Below are 23,058 nucleotides of genomic sequence, written 5' to 3'. Positions count from 1 at the left end.
GCGGCGCGGCGATGCTCACTCATCCGAGACCTCGTCCCACGCCCCGGAGATCGGCGGCGTCGAGACGAGTCATAGATCCCTCACCAACCGCCGACCAACCGATTCGGTGCCCGGCGCGACGGCTGTCCTCAGGCGCTGAGCCGGCGCGTCGTGAACGGATCGGCGGCCACGAGGTTGCGGGTCATGGCCTCCTGCTCGGCATCAAGGATCGCCTGGGCGATGCGGCTCACGAGGTCGCAGCTCGCGGCCTCGAGGGCGGCATCGTCGCCCGCCCGCGCGGCCACGGCGATCGCGGAGCCTTCCTGCATGACGATCGAGCGGGCGGTGCGGATCGCATCCGCGACGGCTTCGTAGGGGCGGGGCATCGGCCAACTCCACGGGTTGACGGACAGCGCCGCACGGCTGCCGTCGGGTCATCGAAACCCCGAGGCCTGGGAAAGTGTTCCAGGGTGCGGCGTCCCGGCCCGCCGCCCCGGACGATCGCCGCGCGGTGGCGGCCGCCTGAAGCTCCCAGCCGGGCGTCCCGGGTCACGAATGACCCATCGCCGCCAGCGTCGCACCGTCGCTGCCGATATCGTCCGGGCCGGTCATCCCGAGCAGCTCGATCAGCCGGCCGCGCGCCCGGCTCACCCGGCTCTTGATCGTCCCGACCGCGACGCCGCAGATCTCGGCCGCCTCCTCGTAGGTGAAGTTCTGGGCGCCCACCAGCACCAGCGCCTCGCGCTGGCTCGCCGGCAGGGTGCTCAGGGCCGCCTGGAAGGCCGACAGCTCGACCCGCGCCTCCTGGTCCGGCAGCGCCGTGAGGCGGCCGGCCATCACCCCGTCGGCATCCTCGACCTCGCGACGGCGCTTGCGCTGCTCGGAATAAAAGAGGTTGCGCAGGATGGTGAACAGCCAGGCATAGAGGTTGGTGCCGGGGGTGAAGCTGTCGGCCTTGGTCCAGGCCCGCACCAGGGTGTCCTGCACCAGGTCGTCGCTGCGGTCGAGGTCGCGGGTCAGCGAGAACGCGAAGGCGCGCAGGGCGGGGATCGCGCCGAGCAGGAGCGCGCGCATCTCGGGATCGACCTGTGTCATCGCGGATGTCATCGCGCGTCCTCCTGGCCGGTGGGCTCGACGGCGGGCGCGTCCGGCGGGGCCGGGCCTCCCGCGGCGGCGGCTTCGAGCCCGGCGAGCAGAGCGGCGAACCGATCCGGCACCGGGGCGTTGAGCAGGTCGGCATAGTGGGCTCGCAGCGCCCGCCCGAGGCGGCGCTGGGTCTCGGTGTCGAGTTCGCCCCGTCCGTCGGGCCGGCCGCGCGATCGCGGCGTCGGTCCGGCCGGAGCTTCGGTGTCGGTCTCGTCGTCGCGCATCGCCGCCTCAGCCTCGCGGCTGACGGTGGCCGAGCCCGCGGCGGACGGGCTTGTCCACCGAGGCCCGGGCGCGCCGATCGAGAGCCGCCTCTTGCTTCGTTGGCGCCGCAATAAAGCCGTGGATTTTAATGCGATCTGAAAACGGTATTCAGCCAATCTTAATCAAGGCTTGGCTGTAGAGCGACGGATCGTCTGGAATTCGACGTGCGGTTCGACCTGAGCAATATGACGGCGACCTGAGTCAAACCTGGGCCGGACGGTGCGGCGCGGGACGGACAACGGCGCGGTGCGGCAGCCGGTCCGGGGGCCGTTGCACATCGGCACCGGGGAGCGACGCCGCACGAGGGTGTGACCTGACAGCGCTTGCCGGGCGGCTCGCGGCATCTACCCTAGGGAGCCATGATCTCCATCGGGAATGCCACCTTGACCCCGACGTCGTTTCGTCTGCCCGCCGCCGCGGCCCTCCTCACGCTCCTGGTCGCCACGCCCGCGCTCGCCCAGCGAGACGATCAGGGCCTGCAGATGAATTGCGCCGGCGACTACTTCAAACTCTGCGCCGGGGCCGATCCGGACAGCCCCGAGGTCGAGCGCTGCTTCGCCCGCAACCGCGCGAAGCTCTCGGCCCAGTGCCGCGCGGCGATCACCGCCTATGACCGCAAGACCGGCGGCAAGGGCGACGAGCAGTAAGAGGAGCCGAGCCGCGAACTGCCGCGGCGACGGGGGATCCGCGAGGTCCCCCGATCTCCCGGCCGGCTCACCGGCCGCTAGAGCGTCCGGTCGAGCCGCAGGATGCGGCACGGGTCGCCCGCCCGGGCGGCCGGCGCGTGGGGCTCGCGGATCAGCAGCGCCTCGGAGCGCGCGAGCACCGAGAGCATCGAAGAATCCTGGCGCTCGGCCGGGTGCACCACCGGCAGCCGGTCCGGCGCGGTATCGAGGGCGGCGCGCATGTAGTCCTGGCGGCCGTCATTGGCCGGCAGGTCGCGGCCGAGCAGCGCCGGCTCGCTGCGGTCGGCCCCGGCTTCCGGATCGCCGACGAGCGCCCGGATCAGCGGGTGAACGAAGAGCAGCCCGCACACCACCGACGAGACCGGGTTGCCCGGCAGCCCCAGCACCGCCATCGGGCCGAGGCGCCCATGCATCAGCGGCTTGCCGGGCCGCAGCGCGATGCGCCAGAAACCGAGATCGAGCCCCTGGCGGGTGAGCGCCGACTGCACGAGGTCGTGGTCGCCGACGGAGGCGCCGCCGAGCGTCACCAGGAGGTCGGCCCGCGCGTCGCGGGCGCGGGCGATCGCGGCCTCCAGGGCGGCGAAGCTGTCGCCGGCGATGCCGAGGTCGATCGCCTCGGCGCCCGCGGTCTCGGCCATCGCGGCGAGCGCCAGCCCGTTCGAGGCGACGATCTGGTCCCATTCCGCCGGCTCGCCCGGCCGCACCAGCTCGTCGCCGGTGGCGAGCACCGCGACCCGGGGCCGCCTTCGAACCCGCAAGCTCGGGTGACCGCCGGCGGCGGCGAGCGCCACCCGCCAACCGTCGAGGCGCTCCCCGGCCGCGAGCAGCCGGTCGCCCTCGCGGAAATCGAGGCCGCTGCCGCGGATGTGGCGGCCGGGCGGGTTACCGGCCCGCGCCAACACGGCGTCGCCTTGCGTCTCCGTATCCTCCTGGATCACCACCGTGTCGGCGCCGGCCGGCAGGGGCGCGCCGGTGAAGATGCGGATCGCCTCGCCCTCCCCCACCGGGCCCCGGGCGCCGTGGCCGGCGGCGCTGGTGGCGGTCACCCGCAGCCGGACCGGCGCCTCGGGCGAGGCGCCCGCCACGTCCGCGGCCCGCACGGCGTAGCCGTCCATGGCGGAGGTCGAGAATGGCGGCTGGGTGCGGAGCGCCCGGACGTCCTCGGCCAGGGTGCGGCCGGCGGCCTGGGTGATCGGGACCGCCTCGGCCTCGACCGGACGGGCGCCGGCGAGGATGCGCGCCAGGGCTTCGGCGACGGGCAGGAGGGCGCTCATTCGCCGGCCTCGCGGCCGGAGGAGGCTTCCCAGACGCCGGAACGACCGCCGCTCTTGTGCAGCAACCGCACCCCCTCGACCCGCATGCCCCGGTCGGCGGCCTTCACCATGTCGTAGACGGTGAGGCAGGCGACCGACACGGCGGTCAGCGCCTCCATCTCGACCCCGGTCGGCCCCTGGACCCGCACCTCCGCGATGATCCGGATGCCCGGCAGCGCCTCGTCGGGCTCGCACTCGACCCGGACCTTGGTCAGCAGCAGCGGGTGGCAGAGCGGGATCAGCTCGTGGGTGCGCTTGGCCGCCATGATGCCGGCGAGGCGCGCGGTGCCGAGCACGTCGCCCTTCTTGGCGTCGCCCTCGCGGATCAGCCGGAGGGTCTCGGGATTCATCACCACCAGGCCCTCGGCACGGGCGGCGCGGTCGGTCGCCGCCTTGTCGGTGACGTCGACCATGTTGGCGGCGCCGGCGGCGTCGAGATGGGTCAGGGTCGGCATGGCCGGGCTCCGCGGTAACGTCCCCCGCGCTTAGCACGGGCGAAGCCGGCCCCGCCACTTGCGCGGCGGCCGGGCGTCAGCCGTTCAGGGCCTCGCTCTCGGCATCGTCGAACAGGCGCGAGCGCAGGAGGAAGCGTTGTCCGGTGCCGTTCTCGAGCGAGAACATGCCGCCGCGGCCCGGCACCACGTCGATGATGAGCTGGGTGTGCTTCCAGTAGGCGAACTGGGGGGCGCTGATGAAGAACTCGGCCCCGCCGATCGCGCCGAGATGCACGTCGCTGTCGCCGGTGAGAAAATCGCCGACGGCGTAGCACATCGGCGCCGAGCCGTCGCAACAGCCGCCGGATTGGTGAAAGAGAATCGGCCCGTGCTCCCGGCGCAGGGTCTCGATGAGGTCGAGGGCCGCCGGGGTCGCGACGACGCGGGGCGGCAAGGTGATCGCGGGATCGGTCATGGCGCGTATCCTTCCAGGAGCGGGGCCGGTTGAGCCCCTCCGTCGTCCCGCCTTCGTCCCGGGCGGATTCGTGGATCGGGGCGGCGCCCGAACGAGCGCCGCCCCGTTTCGTCATAGGGGGAGTTCCGGCTCAGAAGAAGCCGAGCTTCTTCGGCGAGTAGCTGACCAGCAGGTTCTTGGTCTGCTGGTAGTGGTCGAGCATCATCTTGTGGGTCTCGCGGCCGATGCCGGACTGCTTGTAGCCGCCGAAGGCCGCGTGGGCCGGGTAGGCGTGGTAGCAGTTGGTCCAGACGCGGCCGGCCTGGATCGCGCGGCCGAAGCGGTAGGCGCGGGTGCCGTCGCGGGTCCAGACGCCGGCGCCGAGGCCGTAGAGGGTGTCGTTGGCGATGGCCAGCGCCTCCTCGTCGTCCTTGAACGTCGTGACCGACAGGACGGGCCCGAAGATTTCCTCCTGGAAGATCCGCATCTTGTTGTGGCCGCGCAGGACCGTGGGCTCGACGTAGAAGCCGCCGGCCATCTCGCCGTCGCGCATCGAGCGGCCGCCGCCGGTGAGCACCTCGGCGCCCTCCTGGCGGCCGATGTCGATGTAGGACAGGATCTTTTCGAGCTGCTCGCTCGAGGCCTGCGCGCCGATCATGGTCGAGGGGTCGAGGGGCGAGCCCTGCTTGATCGCCTTCACCCGGGCGACCGCCTTCTCGATGAAGCGGTCGTAGATCGATTCGTGCACCAGAGCCCGGCTCGGGCAGGTGCAGACCTCGCCCTGGTTGAGGGCGAACATCGCGAAGCCCTCGAGCGCCTTGTCGAGGAAGTCGTCGTCCTGCGCCATCACGTCGGCGAAGAAGATGTTCGGCGACTTGCCGCCCAGTTCCAGCGTCACCGGAATCAGGTTCTGCGAGGCGTACTGCATGATCAGCCGCCCGGTCGTGGTCTCGCCCGTGAACGCGATCTTGGCGATGCGGGGCGAGGAGGCGAGCGGCTTGCCGGCCTCAAGACCGAAGCCGTTGACGATGTTGAGCACGCCCGGGGGCAGGAGGTCGCCGATCAGCTCGGCGAGCAGCAGCACCGAGGCCGGGGTCTGCTCGGCGGGCTTGAGCACCACGCAGTTGCCGGCGGCGAGCGCGGGCGCGAGCTTCCAGACCGCCATCAGGATCGGGAAGTTCCACGGGATGATCTGGCCGACGACGCCGAGCGGCTCGTGGAAGTGGTAGGCGACCGTGTCGTGGTCGATCTCGGAGAGCGAGCCTTCCTGCGCCCGGACGCAGCCGGCGAAGTAGCGGAAATGGTCGATGGCGAGCGGGATGTCGGCGTGGGTGGTCTCGCGGATCGGCTTGCCGTTGTCCCAGGTCTCGGCCAGCGCGATGAGGTCGAGGTTCTCCTGCATCCGGTCGGCGATGCGGGTGAGGATCAGGGCGCGCTCGGCCGGCGCGGTGCGGCCCCAGGCCTCCTTGGCGGCATGGGCGGCATCGAGCGCGCGCTCGATGTCCTGCGCGTCGGAGCGGGCGACCTCGCAGATCACGCCGCCGGTGATCGGCGAGGTGTTCTCGAAGTAGCGGCCCGCCACCGGGGCCACCCACTGGCCGCCGATGAAGTTGTCGTAGCGGGCCGAGAACGGGGACTTCGTCTTGGCGTCGGCGAAGAATTCCGGCTTGTTCATGCTTTCCTCCCAGTCACCCCGGTGACGAGGTGCGGCGAGATCGTCATGGCAGGCCGCATGCCAGGGCGCGGACACGGGCCGTCCGGCGCACGCGACATCTCGGCAATCTCTTGAAATAGAAAACATTTTTCCTCTGCCGCGTGCGCCCTACGACCAAAATCCACCCTCGCCTCACCCCCGCCGTCCTGGACCGGACGCGCGACACCTGCGACACCTGTCGCAAACAGCGACACCTCGTGCGTCGTCCGACAAACCGGGAGGAGGCCGGGCATGCAGAGCCGCGTGAGCACCCCCCGCACCCTGCTGGCCGCCCGGCGGCAGGCCTTCGGGCCCGGGGTGGCGGAGCCGCCGCCGCCGATCCTGCGCTCCTGGGAGCGCTGCGCCGCCCTCGGCCTCGATTTCGGGGCGCGCCCCCGGGTCGAGCCCCTGAGCTCCGCCGAGATGCGCGCCGCCTTCGACCGCAACGAGGCTTTGCGCCAGCGCTGCCGGCCGGAGATCGAGGCCCTGCACGCCGATGCCCGGGCGACCGGCGGGCTGGTGATCCTGACCGATGCCGACGGGCTGATCCTCGATACGCTGGGCAACGACAGCTTCGCCGGCCGGGCCGCCCAGGTGGCGCTTCGCCCCGGCGTGCCCTGGAGCGAGAGCCTGACCGGCACCAACGCCATCGGCACCGCCCTCATCGAGCGCCGCGCCGTCGAGGTGCGGGGCGCCGAGCATTATTTCGAGCCGCACCGCATCCTGAGCTGCGCCGCGATGCCGATCCTCGGCCCGGACGGCGCGGTCCTGGGCATCCTCGACCTCACCGGACCGTCGGGCATCCACCAGGGCCACGCGCTCGGTCTCGTCGGGCTCGCGGTCGACGCGATCGAGCACCGCGTCCTCGACGCGGTGCCGGCGGGCTGCGAGGTCCTGCGCCTGCACCGCGACCCGGCGCTGCTGGGCACCCCGCGCGAGGGCGTGCTGGTCTTCGAGGGGCGGCGGATCGTCGGCGCCAACCGGCACGGGCTCGCGCTCTTGGGCCTCGGCTGGGACGCGATCGGGGCCGAGGCGGCCGATCGCCACGGCGGCGACCTCGCACCCGGTCCGCTGGCGCTCCGCGACGCGCACGGCGCCCCGCTCTACGGCCGCCTCCAGGGCGCATCGGCCCCGGTCCGGCGGCGTTCGACGGCCGAACCCCCGCGGCCCGGCCTCCCCATACCGGGCCCCGAGGCGCCGATTCTCGATCCCGCCACGCAAAAACTCCTCGCCCGCGCCGTGCGGCTGATCGAGGCCGGCATCCCGGTGGTGGTCGAGGGCGAGACCGGGACCGGCAAGGAGGTGTTTGCCCGCGCCGCCCACGCGGCCTGCGCGCGATCGCAGAAGCCGTTCGTGGCGGTGAATTGCGCGGCTTTGCCCGAGACGCTGATCGAGGCCGAATTGTTCGGCTACGAGCCCGGCGCCTTCACGGGCGCGGCGCGCCACGGCGCCAAGGGCCTGCTGCGCCAAGCGGAGGGCGGCCTGCTCTTGCTCGACGAGATCGGCGACATGCCGCTCGCCCTGCAATCGCGCCTGCTGCGGGCGCTGCAGGAGCGCGAGGTCCTGCCGGTCGGCGGTACCCGTCCGGTCCCGGTCGATTTCGCGCTGATCTGCGCCACCCACCGCGACCTGTCCCGGATGGTCGAGGACGGCGCCTTCCGGGCCGATCTCTTCTACCGCATCGCCCCCTACCGGGTGCGCCTGGCCCCCTTGCGCGACCGGCCCGACCGCCTCGCCCTGGTGCGCGACCTCTGGGCCCGGACCGATGGCCCGGCCCGCGGCGTGAGCCTGTCGCCGCCCTGCGAGGCGGCGCTCGCCGACGCGTCCTGGCCCGGCAACCTGCGCCAGCTCGCGGCCTGCCTCAAGGCGCTGGCTGCCTTGGCCGAACCCGGCGAGGTGCTGGGTCTCGACGCCCTGCCCGAAGGGGTGACGGTCCCGGTCGCACCCGCGGCAACGCCGATGCCCGAGCCGGAGCCGGCGACCGGCCGCCTCGACACCCTGGCGCAGGACGCGATGCGCGCGGCGCTCGCGGCCCATGGCGGCAATGTCAGCAAGGCCGCGCGCAGCCTCGGCATCAGCCGGAGCACCCTCTACCGGCGGTGCTTGGGGCAGCGCGTCGAGCCGTAGACCGGCGCGCTTCCTCTCGGATGCCTCCCGACGATCGACGTCCGCAGCCGGTCGCCGGCGCGCAGCAAAGCGTACGCTGGGATTCTTAAAGCTGCGGATCCTCCGCCGCCTCCAGCCGCCCCGACGCGATGGCGTCGAGGAAGAGCCGGTGATCCTCGGCATTGCGCTCGCCATAGGCCCGCGCCCAGTCGGCCACGGCCTCCCGGAGGTCGCCGTGGCGGTCGCGGCCGCAATAGCCGGCGATGGCCGCCGCGTCGCCGGTGCGGGCGTGCGCGCGGGCCAGCAGCGCGCCGTAGGCCCAGGAGAAGTAGACCAGCGGCTGCCCGCGCATGCAGCTGATCGGGATCTCGCCCTTCATGTTCTTCATCTGGCGGACGTAGAACGGACGGTCGTGGATGGTGGTCCAGCCGAGCAGCGGGTCGCCCACCGCCTGGAGCAGGCGCTGGCCGTAGATCACCCGCTCGCCCTCGTGCGAGGCGTAGGGCTCGGGCATCCCGGCGACGTAGGGGGCGTGGGCGGGGCGCACCGCCTCCTTGACCTGGAGGAAGAGCACGTCCTGGTCCGAATTGCCGCAGAGCAGCGCGACGTAGGCCCGGGTGCCGACGCTGCCCACGCCGACGACCCGGTGGGCGACGTCGACGACGTGGTAGCGGTTGAGCATGAACCGGCGCTCCGGCGGCAGGGTCTCGGCGTAGCGCTCGAGCCCGGCGGTGACCGCCTCGCGGGTGTCGTCGTCGACCCAGGTCAGGATCGGCGGCTCGTCGCGGAAGCGCCACCCGCCATCGACCCGGCGCTCGCCGAGCTGGCCGAGCAGGCTCTTGTTGTGGCGCTTGCGCGCCTTCTCGACCGCCCGGTGCACCACGTCGCGGGATTCGTTGTCGATGGCGATGCCGCTGAAATCGAGCTCCTCCGCCTTGGCGGCCCGGTGCCAGACGTCGAGGGAGCCCTGGGGGGCGAGGTCGGTCATCGTGTGCTGGTAGCCGTGGGCCGCCGCGATCACCGCCTCCCGCCGCTCGGCCGGCGGCACGTCGAGGTCGCGGGCGGCGACTTCGATGCTGGCGCAGAGCCGCTTCAGGTCCCACTCCCACGGGCCGATCGTGACCTCGTCGAAGTCGTTGAGATCGAGCACGATGTCGCGCTGCGGCGTGCCGAACAGGCCGAAATTCGAGATGTGGGCGTCGCCGTTCATCACGACGTCGATGCCGCTCGTCGGCGTCTGCGCCAGGTCCCAGGCCATCACGGTCGCGGCCCCGCGCAGGAACGCGAAGGGCGAACTCGCCATCCGGGCGACGCGCAGGGGGATGAGGTGGTCCTGGCGGCCCTCTTGCGCCTCCTCGATCAGCCGCACCGGGTCGGGGCGGTCCTCCGGCACCGGCGCCGGGCCGTGGCCGTCGTGCGGGACCTTGGCGCGCAGGCATTTGCCGGCGGCGCGGCGCTTCTCCCACGGTTCGCCGGGCGTGCGCAGGTCGATATGCGGAAAGTCGGCGAGCGGCTCGAGGACGATGTCCTCGGCCGGCCCATCCACCCGCGCGCAGGATTCCATGACGCTCTCGTTCGCCACGGCGTCCGGCAAATGGGACGACGGCAGATCGGACGAGGAGATGTCGGGATGTCTGTCCATGGGATCGGTCCGCGGGCGGCCCCGAAGCTGCGGGGTCGGGGAGTCAACCTTGGCCATGTGCGATCGTTCCGGCCCCGGGGGATGAAACCCCGGCGCCGAACGTATCATCCTCAGCCCTGGTGGTCGCGGGCCTCCTGGATCAGGTGCAGGAACTCGCCCGCCTGCTCGCCGCGCCGGTCCTGGTCGTCGCAGGGACGGCGCAGGATCAGCCGACCCTCGCGGGCGGTCAATTCCTCGCCGAGCGGCATCGCCGCCGGGGCGCAGCCGGGCCGGAAGTCGACCGCCAGCCCCTGCGGCCCGCCGGTGAGACGGGCGATGCCGAGCCGCAGGCAGGCGACCCGCAGATGCGCCAGCGCGAACAGCGCCCGCACCCCGGCGGGCGGCGGCCCGAACCGGTCCTCGACCTCGCCGCGCAGAGCCTCGACCTCCTCGGCCGCGCCGAGGCGCAGGAGCCGGGTGTAGAGACTCAGGCGCACCTCGGGTTCGGGCACGTAATCCTCCGGCACGTCGCCCGAGAGACCGAGATGGATCTCGGGGGCCCAGTCCTCCGCTGGCTCGCCCTTGGCGGCGCGGAGCGCCAGGTGCAGCAGGTGCTGGTAGAGGCCGAGCCCGATCAGCTTGACGTGGCCGGCCTGGTTCTCGCCGACGAGGTCGCCGGCGCCGCGCAGGTCGAGGTCGCGGGCGCTGATGGCGAAGCCCGCACCGAGCCGGTCGAGGGCCTCCAGGGTCCGCAGGCGCTTCTCGGCGGCCGGGGGCAGGTCGCGGTCGGGCCGGGTCAGCAGGTAGGCGACGCCCCGGCGCTGGCCGCGCCCGACCCGGCCGCGCAGCTGGTGCAGCTGCGCCAGGCCGAAGCGTTCCGCATCGTGGACCAGCATGGTGTTGGCCCGCGGCACGTCGAGGCCGCTCTCGATGATCGAGGTGGCGAGCAGCACGTCACCCTCGCCGTCGGCGAAGCGCACCATGATCTCGTCGAGCTCCGCCGGCTTCATCTCGCCGTGGGCCACGACGGTGGCGAGCTCCGGCACCAGGGCCTTCAGCCGCTCGGCCATCGGGCCGATCTCCTCGATGCGCGGGCAGACGACGAAGCTCTGGCCGCCGCGGCCCTTCTCGCGCATCAGCGCCGCCCGCACGGTGTCGTCGTGGAGCGGGGTCAGCAGGGTGCGGATCGGCTGGCGCACCGCGGGCGGGGTGGCGATGACGCTCAGCGACTTCAGGCCGACGAGCGCCGATTGCAGGGTGCGGGGGATCGGCGTCGCGGTCAGCGTCAGGACGTGGGCGTCGCCCGCCATGCCGCGCAGGCTCTCCTTGAGGGCGGCGCCGAAGCGCTGCTCCTCGTCGATCACCACGAGGCCGAGATCCGCGAAGGCGACACCGCGCCCGGCGAGCGCCTGGGTGCCGACGACGAGGCGGATCGCGCCGTCGGCGAGGCCCTGGCGGACCTTCTTGGCCTCGGCCGGCGGAACGAGGCGCGAGAGCTGCGCCACCTCGATTCCGAACCGGGCGAAGCGCCGCGCGAAGGTGCGCAGGTGCTGGCGCACCAGCACGGTGGTGGGCGCGACCACCGCCACCTGCTTGCCGGCGAGCAGCGCCGCGGCGGCGGCGCGCAGCGCCACCTCAGTCTTGCCGAAACCGACATCGCCGCAGACGAGGCGGTCCATCGGCCGCGCCGAGGCGAGGTCGGCCAGCGCCCCGTCGACGGCGCGGGCCTGGTCGGGGGTGAGCGGGAAGCCGAAGCCGGCGCCGAAGCGCTCCATCTCGCGCTCCGGCGGGACGAGAGCCGGGGCTTTCGCCTTCGCGCGCAGCCCCGCGGCCTCCAGCATGGCCCGGGCCGCCCGGGCGAGGCCGGCCTCCGTCGTCAGCCGGCGCCGGGCCCAGGTGCCGCCCTCGAGCTTGTCGAGGGTCACCGCCTCCTCCTCCGAGCCGTAGCGCCAGATCCGGTCGGCCTGGGCCACCGGCACCATCAGGATGGCATCGCCGGCAAAGCGCAGGCGCAGGGCCTCGGTGGCGCCGCCGTCGCCGGTCGTGATGCGCTCCAGCCCCTCGAACACGCACAGGCCGTGGTCGCGGTCCACCGCCACGTCGCCGACCCGGAGATCGACCTCGCCCATCGGCAGGATCACCGGCTGCCCGGTGCCGGGCTTCGCCGAGGCGCCGCCATGGACGTCGGGAGCCGCGATCACCGTCGCGGCGAGTTCCGGCACCCGGAATCCCGCGTCGAGGGGGGCGGGCAGCGCCACGATCTCGCCGGGCTTGGCGGCCACCGCCTGCGCCCAGTCGGCGACCGGCCTCACGCTGCGCTCCGCCGCCCGGGCCGCCTGGCGCGACAGCCGCTTGAGCGCCGCCGCGTCGCCGGCCAGCACCACCCGCTCGCCGGCCTTCAGGCGCTCGCGAAGATAGGCCGAGAAGGCCGAGCCGGGCCGGCGCTCGCGCAGGAAGGCCGGGACCGCGATCGCGTCCCCCTCCTCCTTGGTCGCCACCGCCACCTCGCGGGCCTCGCGGGCCTCGTGCCACTCCTCGGGGGCGAGGTAGAGCGGCGCCGCCTTGCCGCGGGCGCTCGTCGCGGCGCCGCGCCCGTCGGCGATCTGCTCGAAGAAGGCGTCGGCGCGGGCCTCCGCGCCGGCCTCGACCACCAGGCGGGCCTCCGGCACGTAGTCGAGCACGGTGGCGAGCCGCCCGTAGAGAGTCGGCAATTGGTGTTCCTGGCCGCTGAACGGCTTGAGCCGCACCGGCGCGTCCGGGGCGAGCACGATCTCGGTCGCCGGATCGACCACCAGGGTCCCGACCTCGTCGAGGGAGCGCTGCGACACCGGATCGTAGCTGCGGATCGCCGTGACCTTGCCGCCGTCATGCTCGATGCGGCAGGGCCGTGGCGCGGCGGCTGGGAAGACGTCGACCGTGCGCCCCCGCACCGCGACCTCGCCGGGCTCGTCGACCCGGTCGTCGAGGATGTAGCCGAGGCGCTGGAGTTCCGCGGTGAGCCGCCCGGGATCGAGGGGATCGCCGGCCTTCAGCTCGACCCGGGCCCCGGCCCAGGTCTCGGGCGGCGGCACCCGCTGGATCAGCGCCGGGGCGGTGGTGAGCAGGATGTCGGGCAGGTTCGCGGCATCGGTGAGCCAGCGCAGCACGCCGGCCCGCGCTCCCATCGTGCCGCGCGACGGCGAGGCGCGGTCGAAGGGCAGGCAGTCCCATTCCGGGTAGACCGCGACGCCGATCCCCGGCGCGAGCGCGCGCAGGAGGGCGGCGATCTCCTCCAGCCGGCGGGTGTCGCGGGCGACGTGGACCAGCGGACGGCCCCGGTCGCGCAGGCCGAGGAGCGCCACCGCGAGGGCGCCGGGCGGCACCAGCGGCGCCACGCTCTCCTCGGTTCCCGCCTGTGCGCGCCGTTCCACCCTGCGCTTCGCCATCTGGCCCCGCTCCTTGTTCGCAGCGGGAAACGTCCGGAGGCTTGAGCGGGTCCGGTGCGGGCTGTCGCATGCACAGGAATACCGTGGGGGTGTTCGCTGGGACACGGCCGTGGGCCGTCCGCGGCATCGTCCCGGGGCAGCATCGCAGCCCCGGGACGATGGGGTCGCCGCTCAGGCTCGCGGTCGCTCTCTCACTTCGCCGGGTCGATCAGCGTCAGCTTGCCGGTGAACGGCTTGTCCTGCTTCGAAGTGGCGGTGCAGCCATAGGTGTACTCGCCGGCCGCGATGGTGCGCAGGCGGATCTCGCCCTTGCCGTTGGCCTTGACCAGGTAGGCGTCGTTGCTCGCGACGTGCACCACGTCGCCGTCGTGGTGCAGCACGTTCTTGTTCTGGAAGATCTGCGGCGCGGTGAGCGACACCTGCTCGTTCGACTGGTTGACGACGTGGAGATCGACGTTGCTCTGCGCCGGCAGGCGCAGCTCGGCCGGCGCGCAGGCCGGCACGCCGTTCTCGGCGGTGATCGTCACCTCGACCGGCGGCATCGCGTCGGTCTTGGGCGGCGGCAGGTCGTTGGCCGCATGGACACTCCCGGTCAGGAGGGCGAGGGCGGCGGCGGCGAGCGTCGTGCGGGTGAGGGACGGCATCGGGGGCTTCTCTCGGAGAGGTTGAACGAGGTCGAGGCCAGAACGCCAGGTGGTGCCCGATGTTTCACCGCCGGCCCCGCTCCCACCTGCGACCCGATGCCGGCCCGCCTTTCGACGGCGTTGCGCGGGCCTTCGGCGAGCCCCGTCGCGGAGCCCTTCGCCGAAACCCCTCACCGAAACCCCTTGCCGAAACCCCCGCCGCGGCCAAGTGACGACACGAATTCTCCGGATCGCGCCGCCGGGAGACGAATCCTCTCCGGGCAACCTGGAAATTGCCACGCTTCGTCCATTGCGCCGGCGCTGCGTTGCAGCAAGGATGGCGCCCGAACGACGACAGGGATGCCCCGATGATCATCGACCGCCGCGACGCCCTCAAGCGGGCCGGCCTCCTCGCGCTCGGCACCGCGGCCTGGAGCCCGGCGGCCCTGACGCAAGCGCTGGCGCAAGCGGCGGGTCCCAAGGGCGCCGCCCCCCGGCGCGGCGGCGTGCTGACGGTGCAGCTCAACGGCGAGCAGCGGGTGCTGAACCCGTCGATCCGCGCCTCGACCGGCGTCTACGTCATCACCTCGAAGATCGTCGAGCCGCTGGTCGACCTCGACCAGGACGGCAGGCCGGCCGGTGTCCTCGCCACCGCCTGGGAGGCCGCGCCGGACGGCAAGACCGTGACCTTCAGGCTGCGCCAGGGCGTGACCTGGCACGACGGCAAGCCCTTCACCTCCGCGGACGTGCAGTACACCGCGATGGAGATGTGGAAGAAGTACCTGAACTACGGCACCCAGCTCCAGCTCTACCTGGAGGCCGTCGACACCCCCGACGCCCACACGGCGGTGTTCCGGTACTCCCGGCCGATGCCCCTCGACCTGCTGCTGCGGGCGCTCTGCGACCTCGGCTACGTCGCGCCCCGGCACGTCTTCGAGGGCACGAACGTGCTCGAGAACCCGGCCAACACCGCGCCGATCGGCACCGGGCCGTTCAAGTTCGTGTCCTACGAGCGCGGCCAGCACGTCATCGCGGAGCGCAACCCGACCTACTGGCGCGAGGGTTTTCCCTATCTCGACCGGATCGTCTGGCGCTTCATCACCGACAAGGCGGCGGCCTCCGCGGCGCTCGAGACCGGCCAGGTCCAGCTCTCGACCTACAACGCGCTGGCGCTCGCCGACCTCGACCGGCTGAAAACCGATCCGCGCTTCACCGTGTCGAGCAAGGGGCTCGAGGCCAACGCCTTCAACAACACGCTCGAATTCAACACCCGCCGCAAGGAGCTCGCCGACGTGCGGGTGCGCCGGGCGATCGCGCACGCCATCGACGTGCCGTTCTTCATCGAGAACTTCATCTACGGTCTCGGCAAGCCGGCCACCGGGCCGATCCCGTCCTCCTCGACGGCGTTCTACCCGGACAACCCGGTCCCCTACCCGTTCGACCCCAAGAAATCCGCGGCACTCCTCGACGAGGCCGGGTTCAAGCGCGGCGCAGGCGGCACCCGCTTCTCGCTGAAGCTCGTGCCGATCATGAACGGCGAGGACGTGCCGCTGCTGGCCACCTTCATCCAGCAATCGCTCCAGGCGGTCGGGATCAAGGTCGAGATCGTCAACCTCGACACGGCCGGCGCCCTCTCCACCGTCTACCGCGACTGGAACTTCGACCTCGCCACCGGCTGGCACCAGTACCGCGGCGATCCCGCGGTCTCGACCACCGTGTGGTACCGCTCCGGCTCGCCGAAGGGCGCGCCCTGGACCAACCAGTACGGCTGGCAATCCGACCTCGTCGACCGTCTCACCGACGAGGCGGCGAGCGAACTCGACCCGGTGAAGCGCAAGGCGCTCTACGCCCGGTGGGTGCAGGCGGTGAACGACGAGATCCCGGTCTGGATGATGACCGAGCGCACCTTCCTGTCGGCGACGAGCAAGCGCGTGCACGGCGATCACAACACCCCGCGCTGGGGCTCGGGCGATTGGCACGACACGTGGATCGAGGCGTGACGACCCCGTTCGCGAGGCACGCCGCCCCGACCCAGGCCATCGCATGACGATCCTTCTCCTGGCGCTGCGCCGCCTCGCCGCCAGCCTGCCGACGCTCCTCGTCATCCTGGCGGGGCTCTTCCTGCTGCTCCAGCTCGCCCCCGGCGACACCGTGGACGCCCTGATGGCCCAGATGGGCGGCGGCGACCCGGCGACCGCCGAGGAGCTGCGCCGTTACTACGGGCTCGACCTGCCGGCGGCGGCGCAACTCGGGCGCTACCTGTGGCGGCTGGTGCAGCTCGACCTCGGCCAGTCGGCGATCTACGGCAAGCCGGTCGCGATGGTGATCGCCGAGCGGCTGCCCGTGACCCTGCTGCTGATGGGCGCGTCCCTCACCCTCGCGTTCCTCGGCGGGACGTTCCTCGGCGTGCTGGCGGCGCGGCGGATCGGGCAATGGCCCGATACCCTGATCTCGACGCTCGGGCTGATGTTCTACGCCACGCCCTCGTTCTGGTTCGGCCTGATGGGGATCGTGCTGTTCGCGATCCATCTCGGCTGGCTGCCGGCCGGCGGTTTCGAGGAGGTCGGCGCCGGCTATACCGGTCTCGCCCACGTCCTCGACGTCGCCCGCCACCTCGTGTTGCCGACCCTGACGCTCGCGCTCGTCTTCCTCGCCACGTATCTGCGGATCATGCGCGCCTCGATGCTGGAGGTGATGAGCCTCGACTACGTCCGCACCGCCCGCGCCAAGGGGCTGGGCGAGACCGGGATCATCGTGCGCCACGCCCTGCGCAACGCGTTGCTCCCCATGGTGACCCTGGTGGGTCTCCAGGCCGGGACGATGCTGGGCGGCTCGGTGGTGGTCGAGAGCGTGTTCGCGCTGCCCGGCCTCGGGCGGCTCGCCTACGAATCGGTGGTGCAGCGCGACCTCAACACCCTGCTCGGCATCGTGTTCGTGTCGGCGCTCCTCGTCATCACGGTGAACTTCTTGGTCGATCTGATCTACGGCCGGCTCGATCCGCGCATCGCGGCGGGGCGCTGACGCGATGGCGGCCCTCCGGCGCTACGCGCGCAACCCGGCGGCCCTCCTGGGCGCCGTGCTCCTCCTCCTCGTGATCGCGGTGGCGTTGTCCGCGCCCCTGCTGTTTCCCAAGGACCCGCTCGGCCTCGCCGGCCGGCCGCTGCAATGGCCCTTCGTGAATCCGAAGGTCTGGCTCGGGACGGACGCGAGCGGGCGCGACATCGCCGCCCAGATCTTCCACGGCGCCCGGGTCTCGCTCCTGATCGGCCTCGTCGCGACGGTGATCGCGATCGCGATCGGCATCGCGGTCGGCGCGGTGGCGGGCTTCTACGGCGGCCTCGTCGACGACGTCCTGATGCGGGTGACGGAAGCGTTCCAGACCCTGCCGAACTTCCTGCTGCTCCTCGTGCTCGTCGCGGTGTTCGGCTCGGACATCACCACCGTCACGGTGGCGATCGGCCTCGTCTCCTGGCCGGCCCCGGCGCGGCTGACGCGGGCGGAGTTCCTGACCCTGCGCAACCGCGAATTCGTCCAGGCCTGCCGGGTGCTCGGCATGGGCGATGCCCGCATCATCGCCCGGGAGATCCTGCCCAACGCCCTGCCGCCGGTGATCGTCTATGCCAGCGTGGTGATGGCGGTGGCGATCCTGCTCGAGAGCGCGCTCGCCTTCCTCAACCTCTCGGACCCGAACGTCGCCTCCTGGGGCAACCTGATCGGTGCCGGGCGCGGCGTGCTGCGCACCCAATGGTACGTCTCGGCGATTCCGGGCGTCGCGATCCTGGTGACGGTGCTCGCCGTATCCCTGGTCGGCCAGGGCCTCAACGACGCCCTCAACCCCCGCCTGCGCGGCCCCGCGCCCGTGAAGGCCCCGGCATGAGCGAACTTCTCTCGGTCAAGAACCTCTCGGTCCGCCTGCCGCCGGGGGCCGACCGGAGCCACGCGCTTTCCGACGTTTCCCTCACGCTCGCGGCCAACGAGATCCTGTGCGTCGTCGGCGAATCGGGTTCGGGCAAGTCGGTGCTCGCCAACACGGTGATGCGGCTCCTGCCCCCCGGCGTGCGGCCCGATGCCGGCGCGGTGCTGTTTCAGGGCCGCGACCTCGTCGGCGCGTCGGAAGCCGAGATGCGGCGCCTGCGGGGGGCGAAGATCGGCATGATCTTCCAGGAGCCGATGACGGCCCTGAACCCGCTGCGCCGGGCCGGCGACCAGATCGCCGAGACCTTCCGCATCCACACGAGACTCGGGGCCCGGGCGATCCGGGACAAGACCCTGGCGCTGCTCGACGAGGTGCGGATGCCGGACCCGCGCGCCGCGCTCCGGGCCTATCCGCACGAGCTCTCGGGCGGCCAGCGCCAGCGGGTGATGATCGCCATGGCGCTCGCCCTGGAGCCCGCGCTCCTCATCGCCGACGAGCCGACCACCGCGCTCGACGTGACGACGCAGGGGCGCATCCTGGCGCTGATCCGCGAGATCCAGGCGCGGCGCGGCATGGGCGTGCTGTTCATCACCCACGATTTCGGGGTGGTGGCGGAGATCGCCGACCGGGTCGCCGTGATGCAGGCCGGACGCCTCGTCGAGGAGGGCCCGGCTGACGCCGTGCTGAACCGGCCGCAGGCGCCCTACACGCGGGCGCTGATCGGCGCGGTGCCGCCGCTCCTGCCCCGCGCCCCGCGCCCCGGCACCGACGCCGCGCCGATCCTGACGATCGAGGGCGTCTCGAAGACCTACCGCAAGGGCGGCGGCTTCCTCTCCGGCCGTCCCCGGGTGACCCACGCCGTGCGGGACGTGAGCCTGTCGCTGCCCCGGGGCACGACGCTCGGCATCGTCGGCGAATCGGGTTCCGGCAAGTCGACGCTCGCCCGCTGCATCGTCCGCCTGCTTGATCCCGAGACCGGCACGATCCGGCTCGGCGATACCGGCGCCGGTCCCGTGGACCTGGCCTCGCTCTCGCGCCGGGCGATGCGTGCCGAGGCCCGCCGGGTGCAGATGGTCTTCCAGGACCCCTTCGCCTCGCTCAACCCGCGCCGCCGCGCCGGCGAACTGGTGGCGCAGGGGCCGATGCTGCACGGCGTCTCCCGCGCCGACGCCATGGCGAAGGCCCGCGAGCTCTTTAGCCTCGTCGGGCTCGATCCCGCGGCGATGGACCGCCTGCCGCATGAATTCTCCGGCGGCCAGCGCCAGCGGATCGGGCTCGCCCGGGCGCTGGCGCTGGAACCGGATCTCCTGGTCGCCGACGAGCCGGTCTCGGCCCTCGACGTGTCGGTCCAGGCCCAGGTGCTGGCGCTGCTCGACGGTTTGCGCGACCGCCTCGGCCTGTCGATGCTGTTCATCACCCACGACCTGCGCGTCGCCGGCCAGATCTGCGACCGGATCGCCGTGATGAAGGACGGTGCCGTCGTCGAGGCCGGCCCGACCGCGGAGGTCTTCTCCGCCCCGCAGGCCGCCTATACCCGCGCCCTCCTGGATGCGGTGCCCGGCCGCGGCTGGATCCCCGGCCGTGCTCCGATTCCCGCCGCCGTGTCGGCCGTCTGAAGAGGAAACCCGATGTCCCTCACCCTCGACCACCTGGTGATCGCGGTCGCCGACCTCGACGCGGCCTTCGCGGATTACTCCAGCCTCGGCTTCACGGTGATCCGCGGCGGCGAGCACCAGAACGGCGTCACCCACAACGTGCTGGTGGTGCTGGAGGACGGCGCCTACCTGGAGCTGATCGCCTTCAAGAAACCCGAGCCCGGCAACCGCTGGTCGGAGGTCTACCACCGCGCCGGCGAGGGCTTCCTCGACCACGCGCTCCTGCCCGGCGACATCGACGCCGACGTGAAGGCGGCGCAGGGGCGCGGGCTCGACATCGCGGATCCGGTGGCGGGCGGCCGCTTCCGGCCGGACGGCGCGCGGCTCGACTGGAAGACCGCCCGCGCGCCGGGCTCCGACGTGCCGTTCCTGTGCGGCGACGTCACGCCCCGCTCCTTGCGCGTGCAGGAGGGCGACGTGCGCCGGCACGACAACGGCGTCACCGGCGTCGCCTCCGTCACGGTGGCGGTGCGCGACGTCGAGGCCTCCCGCGCCCGCTACGCCGCGCTGCTGGGCACCGGGGCCGACGCGCCGGTGGTGGAGGCCGAGATCCTGGGCGGCCCGGCCCGCACCGCGACCCTGCCGCTCGGCCCCCGCACCACCGTCACCCTGGCGAGCCCGTCGGGCACGGATGGCGCCCTGGCCCAGGCGCTGGCGAGCCGCGGCGAAGGCCCGGTGGCCGCCGTGTTCCGGGGCAAGACGACCGGCAACCTCGATCCGCGCCTCGCCCACGGCGCGCAGCTCGCCATCACGACGGCCTGACGACTCCCTGCGCCGAGCCGGCCGCTTCGGCGGCACCGGCGACGCGGGCACATCCGGCGGAGCGCGTGCCGCCCGTCAGTACGTCCGGCGGCTCTCCGGTGCCCGAGGCACCTCGTCGGCCGCGAGGTGGCGGCCGATCTCCATCAGCAGCATGTCGGCGAGGCGCCGCAGGAACGGATCGTGCCAGTCGTCGACCGCGCGGCGGACGGCGAGGCCGTGCTCCGCGGCGCGTTCGAGGGGATGCGCTTCGGCGCCGGTCAGGTCGATCACGACGCCCCGCCCTTCCGTCGGCCGACCCGCCGCATCGTGGGCGCAGCGGCCGCAGGACAGGACCCAGCGGATCCGACCCCCGGGTGCGAGCAGGCGATAGGGCACGACGTAGGACCCGCCCTCCTCCGCCGCCCGGCGGATGCGGGCCGCTACCGTCCCGCGGTCGTCCGGATGGATGCAGTCGAAGAGGACCGGGACCGGCGTGCCGCCGCGCAGGCGAGCGGGATCGACTCCGTAGAGAGCCGCCATGCGGTCGTCGCCCCACAGGATGTCGGTACCGATGTCCCATTGCCAGGTCGCGACCGCGTCCGACGCCGCGGAGGCCGCCGCCAGTGCACCCGGCGGAGGCTCGTTCCATTCCGTCCCTCGTCCCCGCACGCACGACCTCCGCCGATTTCGCGATCACGGGCGGGCGTTGTCCGCACCGGACCTTGCAACCTCAGCGAGTGCAAATATTATTATAATAATCTATCGTCAAGCGTCGATGGACTCATGGTTGGCTGAACCAATCCATCACCCGCAACCTTGACGGGCAGGTCAGAGTTGTCAGGTTTCGTACGCGTGGGACCCGACCGGCAATAGGCTGGATCTTTCTTGCGGCGCCCGCCTTACATTCTGGCAGGTCGACCCAAGACTGCTCTGTTGAAAGAGTGCTTTCCCAAACGTCAGGACCGTGCGATCCAGGTCCGTCCCGGCCCATTCCTCCCGAGTTGCATGATTCCCTCCGCCGATCCGTCCCAGGTCGATTCGACCGCCCACATCATCCAGGTCGCCCTGACCCCGGTGTTCCTGCTCTCCGGCATCGCGACGCTGCTGAACGTCTTCTCGACCCGCCACGCCCGCATCGCCGACCAGGTCGAGAAGCTCGCCGACCGCATCGCCGAGCGGCCCGGCGACCAGGCGAGGCTGCGCGACCTGCGCCGACGCAGCCTCGCCCTCGACGTGGCGGTGGTGATCGCGGCGCTCGGCGGGGTGGCGATCTGCGGCGCGGTGCTCACCCTGTTCCTCGGCACCCTGCGCGACGCCGCGGTGGCGAGCCTGCTGTTCAGCCTGTTCGGGGCCGCCATCGTCTGCACCCTGGCCTCCCTCACCGCCTTCGCGGTCGAGATGATGCTGGCGAGCCGGACCGTGCGCTCCGAAGTGGCCGAACGACAGGACGAGGAGGGCGAGCGGTCCCGTTGAGCGCGGAACCCTCGTCGGGCCGGACGGTTCCCCGAAGACTGGTTTGACTGCGTCACGGAGCCCGCCATGCCGACCGAACTCCCCAACGAGCGCGCCCTGCGCGAGCCCGGCACGATGGAGCTCGACCCGTCCGGCGACGGCCTCGCCCTCGACGAGACCCGCCGGTTGATCGCCTCGAACAAGGTCGAGGGCACGGCGGTCTACGACCGCAAGGGCGAGCATCTCGGCAGCGTCTACAACTTCATGGTCGACAAGGTGACGGGCCAGGTCGCCTACGCGGTCCTGTCCTTCGGCGGTTTCCTGGGCTTCGGCGAGCACCATCACCCGGTGCCCTGGAAGGCCCTGACCTACGACGTGCGCCTGGGCGGCTACGTCATCGACATCGATCCCGGCACGCTGGCCGAGGCGCCGCGCCACGGCCCGGACGAGGATCCGTTCACGGACCCGGCCTATGGCGGGCGCCTCGACGACTATTACGGCGGCCGCGCGCCGACGATCTGAAGGAGCGATCTGAGGGCTGGCATGTCCGAGGGCGGGCAGGACGAGGATCGACCGGGCGACGCGAGCGCCCCCGAGGGCGAGGTCGCCCGCGGGGCGGGCTTCGCGGTGGCGCCCGGCACCGCCAAGCGCCCCGGCGTGCTCGTGGCGATGCCGTTCGACCGTGCGCTCCTCGCCCGCTTCAAGGAGAGCTTTCCGACCGCCCGCTGGCGGCGCAAGCTGCGGCGCTGGTTCGTGCCCGGCACCACCGCCGAGCAGCGGGCCGATGCCTGGATTGCCCGCGAGATCTCGGCGCTCGACGCCTACGGCGACGACAAGGGCCGGGACGCCTACGCCTTCGAGCCGCTGGAGAGCCGCTATCTCGACGCCGCTCCCGAGGCGCTGCTGGTCCGCACGCCCTATTCCCGCAGGGTGGTCGACACCCTGCGCACCATCCCGTTCGCCGCCTGGGCGCCGGAGATCCGGGCCTGGCGGGTGCCCTGGCGTTCCTACGAGGCGTTGAAGGCCGCCTGGGGGGCGATCGAGGAAGCGGCCGCCGCGAACGAGCCCGAGGCGAGGCGCGCCCGGCGCGAGGCGACCCGCGATCCCGCCGCCGAGGCGGAGCGCCGCCGCCGGCGCCATCCGGTGCCGCGCGGCGATCCCCCGCCCCTCGGGGCGGCGGTCGAGGCGGCCGGCGCCGGGGTGGTGGTGTTCGAGGCGCTGGACGACGCCCCCCTGGCCGAGACGGAGGCCCTGGCCCATTATCCCGCCATCACCGCGCCGGGACCGCTGGTCTGGGCCTGGTGGCGAATGCCGACCTTCGGGGAACTCACCGAGACGGTACCGGCTGCCGCCGCCGACGCTCCCGACCGCGGCTGGTGGCCGGCGACCCGGGCCGGTCTCGAGGAGCGCCGGCGGCGCCTGCGGGAAAACACCCGGGCCCGGGAAACGAGGGTGAAGAAGGACGCCCGGGCGAAGCGGGCCGTCATGCAGGCCGGGATGGATCCCGGCGATCCGTGACGCTGCCGCGCCTCGCAAGGCACGTGTCCGTG

21 protein-coding genes are annotated in these 23,058 nt (G+C 72.6%); 10 read left to right on the top strand and 11 right to left on the bottom strand.

Going from position 1 to position 23,058, the window contains the following annotated elements:
- Window positions 1-128: 128 nt before the first annotated feature.
- From miv_RS10080 to miv_RS10070, 3 genes are all read right to left on the bottom strand, one after another.
- Entirely contained in the window at window positions 129-365 is a 237-nt protein-coding gene (locus tag miv_RS10080; protein ID WP_207182517.1) for a hypothetical protein, read from the bottom strand.
- Between the two features lie 163 nt (window positions 366-528).
- A complete protein-coding gene (locus miv_RS10075; RefSeq protein WP_048428881.1) occupies window positions 529-1,074 on the bottom strand; it encodes a sigma-70 family RNA polymerase sigma factor in 546 nt (181 codons plus the stop codon).
- 8 nt (window positions 1,075-1,082) lie between these two features.
- Entirely contained in the window at window positions 1,083-1,349 is a 267-nt protein-coding gene (locus tag miv_RS10070) for a NepR family anti-sigma factor (protein WP_207182515.1), read from the bottom strand.
- A gap of 423 nt (window positions 1,350-1,772) precedes the next feature.
- Between miv_RS10070 and miv_RS10065 the strand changes: the two genes are divergently transcribed.
- Window positions 1,773-2,036, top strand: a complete 264-nt coding sequence (locus tag miv_RS10065; RefSeq protein ID WP_244276479.1) for a hypothetical protein — start codon at window positions 1,773-1,775, stop codon at window positions 2,034-2,036.
- Between the two features lie 77 nt (window positions 2,037-2,113).
- Here the strand turns inward: miv_RS10065 and miv_RS10060 are convergent, their stop codons facing one another.
- The 4 genes from miv_RS10060 to adh form a co-directional block, all read right to left on the bottom strand.
- On the bottom strand, window positions 2,114-3,349 hold the full coding sequence (locus miv_RS10060; protein WP_207182514.1) for a molybdopterin molybdotransferase MoeA: 1,236 nt from the start codon (window positions 3,347-3,349) through the stop codon (window positions 2,114-2,116).
- Entirely contained in the window at window positions 3,346-3,843 is a 498-nt protein-coding gene (moaC, locus tag miv_RS10055) for a cyclic pyranopterin monophosphate synthase MoaC (RefSeq protein WP_207182512.1), read from the bottom strand. Before moaC ends, miv_RS10060 begins: the two co-directional genes overlap by 4 nt.
- Window positions 3,844-3,919: 76 nt before the next feature.
- Window positions 3,920-4,297: a DUF779 domain-containing protein gene (locus tag miv_RS10050; RefSeq protein ID WP_048428877.1), complete on the bottom strand. Its 378-nt coding sequence runs from the start codon at window positions 4,295-4,297 to the stop codon at window positions 3,920-3,922.
- 130 nt (window positions 4,298-4,427) lie between these two features.
- Entirely contained in the window at window positions 4,428-5,951 is a 1,524-nt protein-coding gene (adh, locus tag miv_RS10045) for an aldehyde dehydrogenase (RefSeq protein WP_058619454.1), read from the bottom strand.
- A gap of 270 nt (window positions 5,952-6,221) precedes the next feature.
- Between adh and miv_RS10040 the strand changes: the two genes are divergently transcribed.
- The gene (locus miv_RS10040; RefSeq protein WP_207182510.1) at window positions 6,222-8,096 is read left to right on the top strand and encodes a sigma-54-dependent Fis family transcriptional regulator; all 1,875 of its coding nucleotides are present in this window, start codon (window positions 6,222-6,224) and stop codon (window positions 8,094-8,096) included.
- Between the two features lie 85 nt (window positions 8,097-8,181).
- Here miv_RS10040 and miv_RS10035 read toward each other — a convergent pair whose 3' ends face one another.
- The 3 genes from miv_RS10035 to miv_RS10025 form a co-directional block, all read right to left on the bottom strand.
- Window positions 8,182-9,639: a DUF2252 domain-containing protein gene (locus miv_RS10035; protein ID WP_048428882.1), complete on the bottom strand. Its 1,458-nt coding sequence runs from the start codon at window positions 9,637-9,639 to the stop codon at window positions 8,182-8,184.
- Window positions 9,640-9,827: 188 nt separating this feature from the next.
- Window positions 9,828-13,121 carry a helicase-related protein gene (locus miv_RS10030; RefSeq protein ID WP_207182508.1) on the bottom strand — a complete coding sequence of 1,098 codons (3,294 nt, stop codon included), beginning with the start codon at window positions 13,119-13,121 and terminating at the stop codon, window positions 9,828-9,830.
- Between the two features lie 191 nt (window positions 13,122-13,312).
- The gene (locus miv_RS10025) at window positions 13,313-13,765 is read right to left on the bottom strand and encodes a cupredoxin domain-containing protein (RefSeq protein WP_207182506.1); all 453 of its coding nucleotides are present in this window, start codon (window positions 13,763-13,765) and stop codon (window positions 13,313-13,315) included.
- A gap of 347 nt (window positions 13,766-14,112) precedes the next feature.
- On the opposite strand from miv_RS10025, the gene miv_RS10020 reads away from it, so the two are divergent.
- The 5 genes from miv_RS10020 to miv_RS10000 are packed head-to-tail and all read left to right on the top strand — an operon-like array spanning window position 14,113 to window position 20,077.
- Window positions 14,113-15,744, top strand: a complete 1,632-nt coding sequence (locus tag miv_RS10020; protein ID WP_207182504.1) for an ABC transporter substrate-binding protein — start codon at window positions 14,113-14,115, stop codon at window positions 15,742-15,744.
- Between the two features lie 43 nt (window positions 15,745-15,787).
- Complete coding sequence (locus miv_RS10015; RefSeq protein ID WP_207182503.1) at window positions 15,788-16,765, top strand: ABC transporter permease; 978 nt, start codon at window positions 15,788-15,790, stop codon at window positions 16,763-16,765.
- A gap of 4 nt (window positions 16,766-16,769) precedes the next feature.
- Window positions 16,770-17,621, top strand: a complete 852-nt coding sequence (locus miv_RS10010; RefSeq protein WP_207182500.1) for an ABC transporter permease — start codon at window positions 16,770-16,772, stop codon at window positions 17,619-17,621.
- Window positions 17,618-19,276, top strand: a complete 1,659-nt coding sequence (locus miv_RS10005; protein WP_207182498.1) for an ABC transporter ATP-binding protein — start codon at window positions 17,618-17,620, stop codon at window positions 19,274-19,276. Before miv_RS10010 ends, miv_RS10005 begins: the two co-directional genes overlap by 4 nt.
- A 12-nt stretch (window positions 19,277-19,288) precedes the next feature.
- The gene (locus miv_RS10000) at window positions 19,289-20,077 is read left to right on the top strand and encodes a VOC family protein (RefSeq protein WP_048425546.1); all 789 of its coding nucleotides are present in this window, start codon (window positions 19,289-19,291) and stop codon (window positions 20,075-20,077) included.
- Window positions 20,078-20,152: 75 nt separating this feature from the next.
- Here miv_RS10000 and miv_RS09995 read toward each other — a convergent pair whose 3' ends face one another.
- A complete protein-coding gene (locus miv_RS09995) occupies window positions 20,153-20,725 on the bottom strand; it encodes a PAS domain-containing protein (protein ID WP_207182497.1) in 573 nt (190 codons plus the stop codon).
- 336 nt (window positions 20,726-21,061) lie between these two features.
- Between miv_RS09995 and miv_RS09990 the strand changes: the two genes are divergently transcribed.
- From miv_RS09990 to miv_RS09980, 3 genes are all read left to right on the top strand, one after another.
- Entirely contained in the window at window positions 21,062-21,529 is a 468-nt protein-coding gene (locus miv_RS09990) for a DUF2721 domain-containing protein (protein WP_058620463.1), read from the top strand.
- Between the two features lie 66 nt (window positions 21,530-21,595).
- Window positions 21,596-22,030: a PRC-barrel domain-containing protein gene (locus tag miv_RS09985; protein WP_048425544.1), complete on the top strand. Its 435-nt coding sequence runs from the start codon at window positions 21,596-21,598 to the stop codon at window positions 22,028-22,030.
- Window positions 22,031-22,051: 21 nt separating this feature from the next.
- A complete protein-coding gene (locus miv_RS09980; protein ID WP_207182496.1) occupies window positions 22,052-23,026 on the top strand; it encodes a hypothetical protein in 975 nt (324 codons plus the stop codon).
- Window positions 23,027-23,058: the final 32 nt, after the last annotated feature.

Source organism: Methylobacterium indicum, assembly GCF_017347565.1.
Taxonomy (GTDB): domain Bacteria; phylum Pseudomonadota; class Alphaproteobacteria; order Rhizobiales; family Beijerinckiaceae; genus Methylobacterium; species Methylobacterium indicum.
This window is presented reverse-complemented; position numbering and strand designations above follow the sequence as displayed.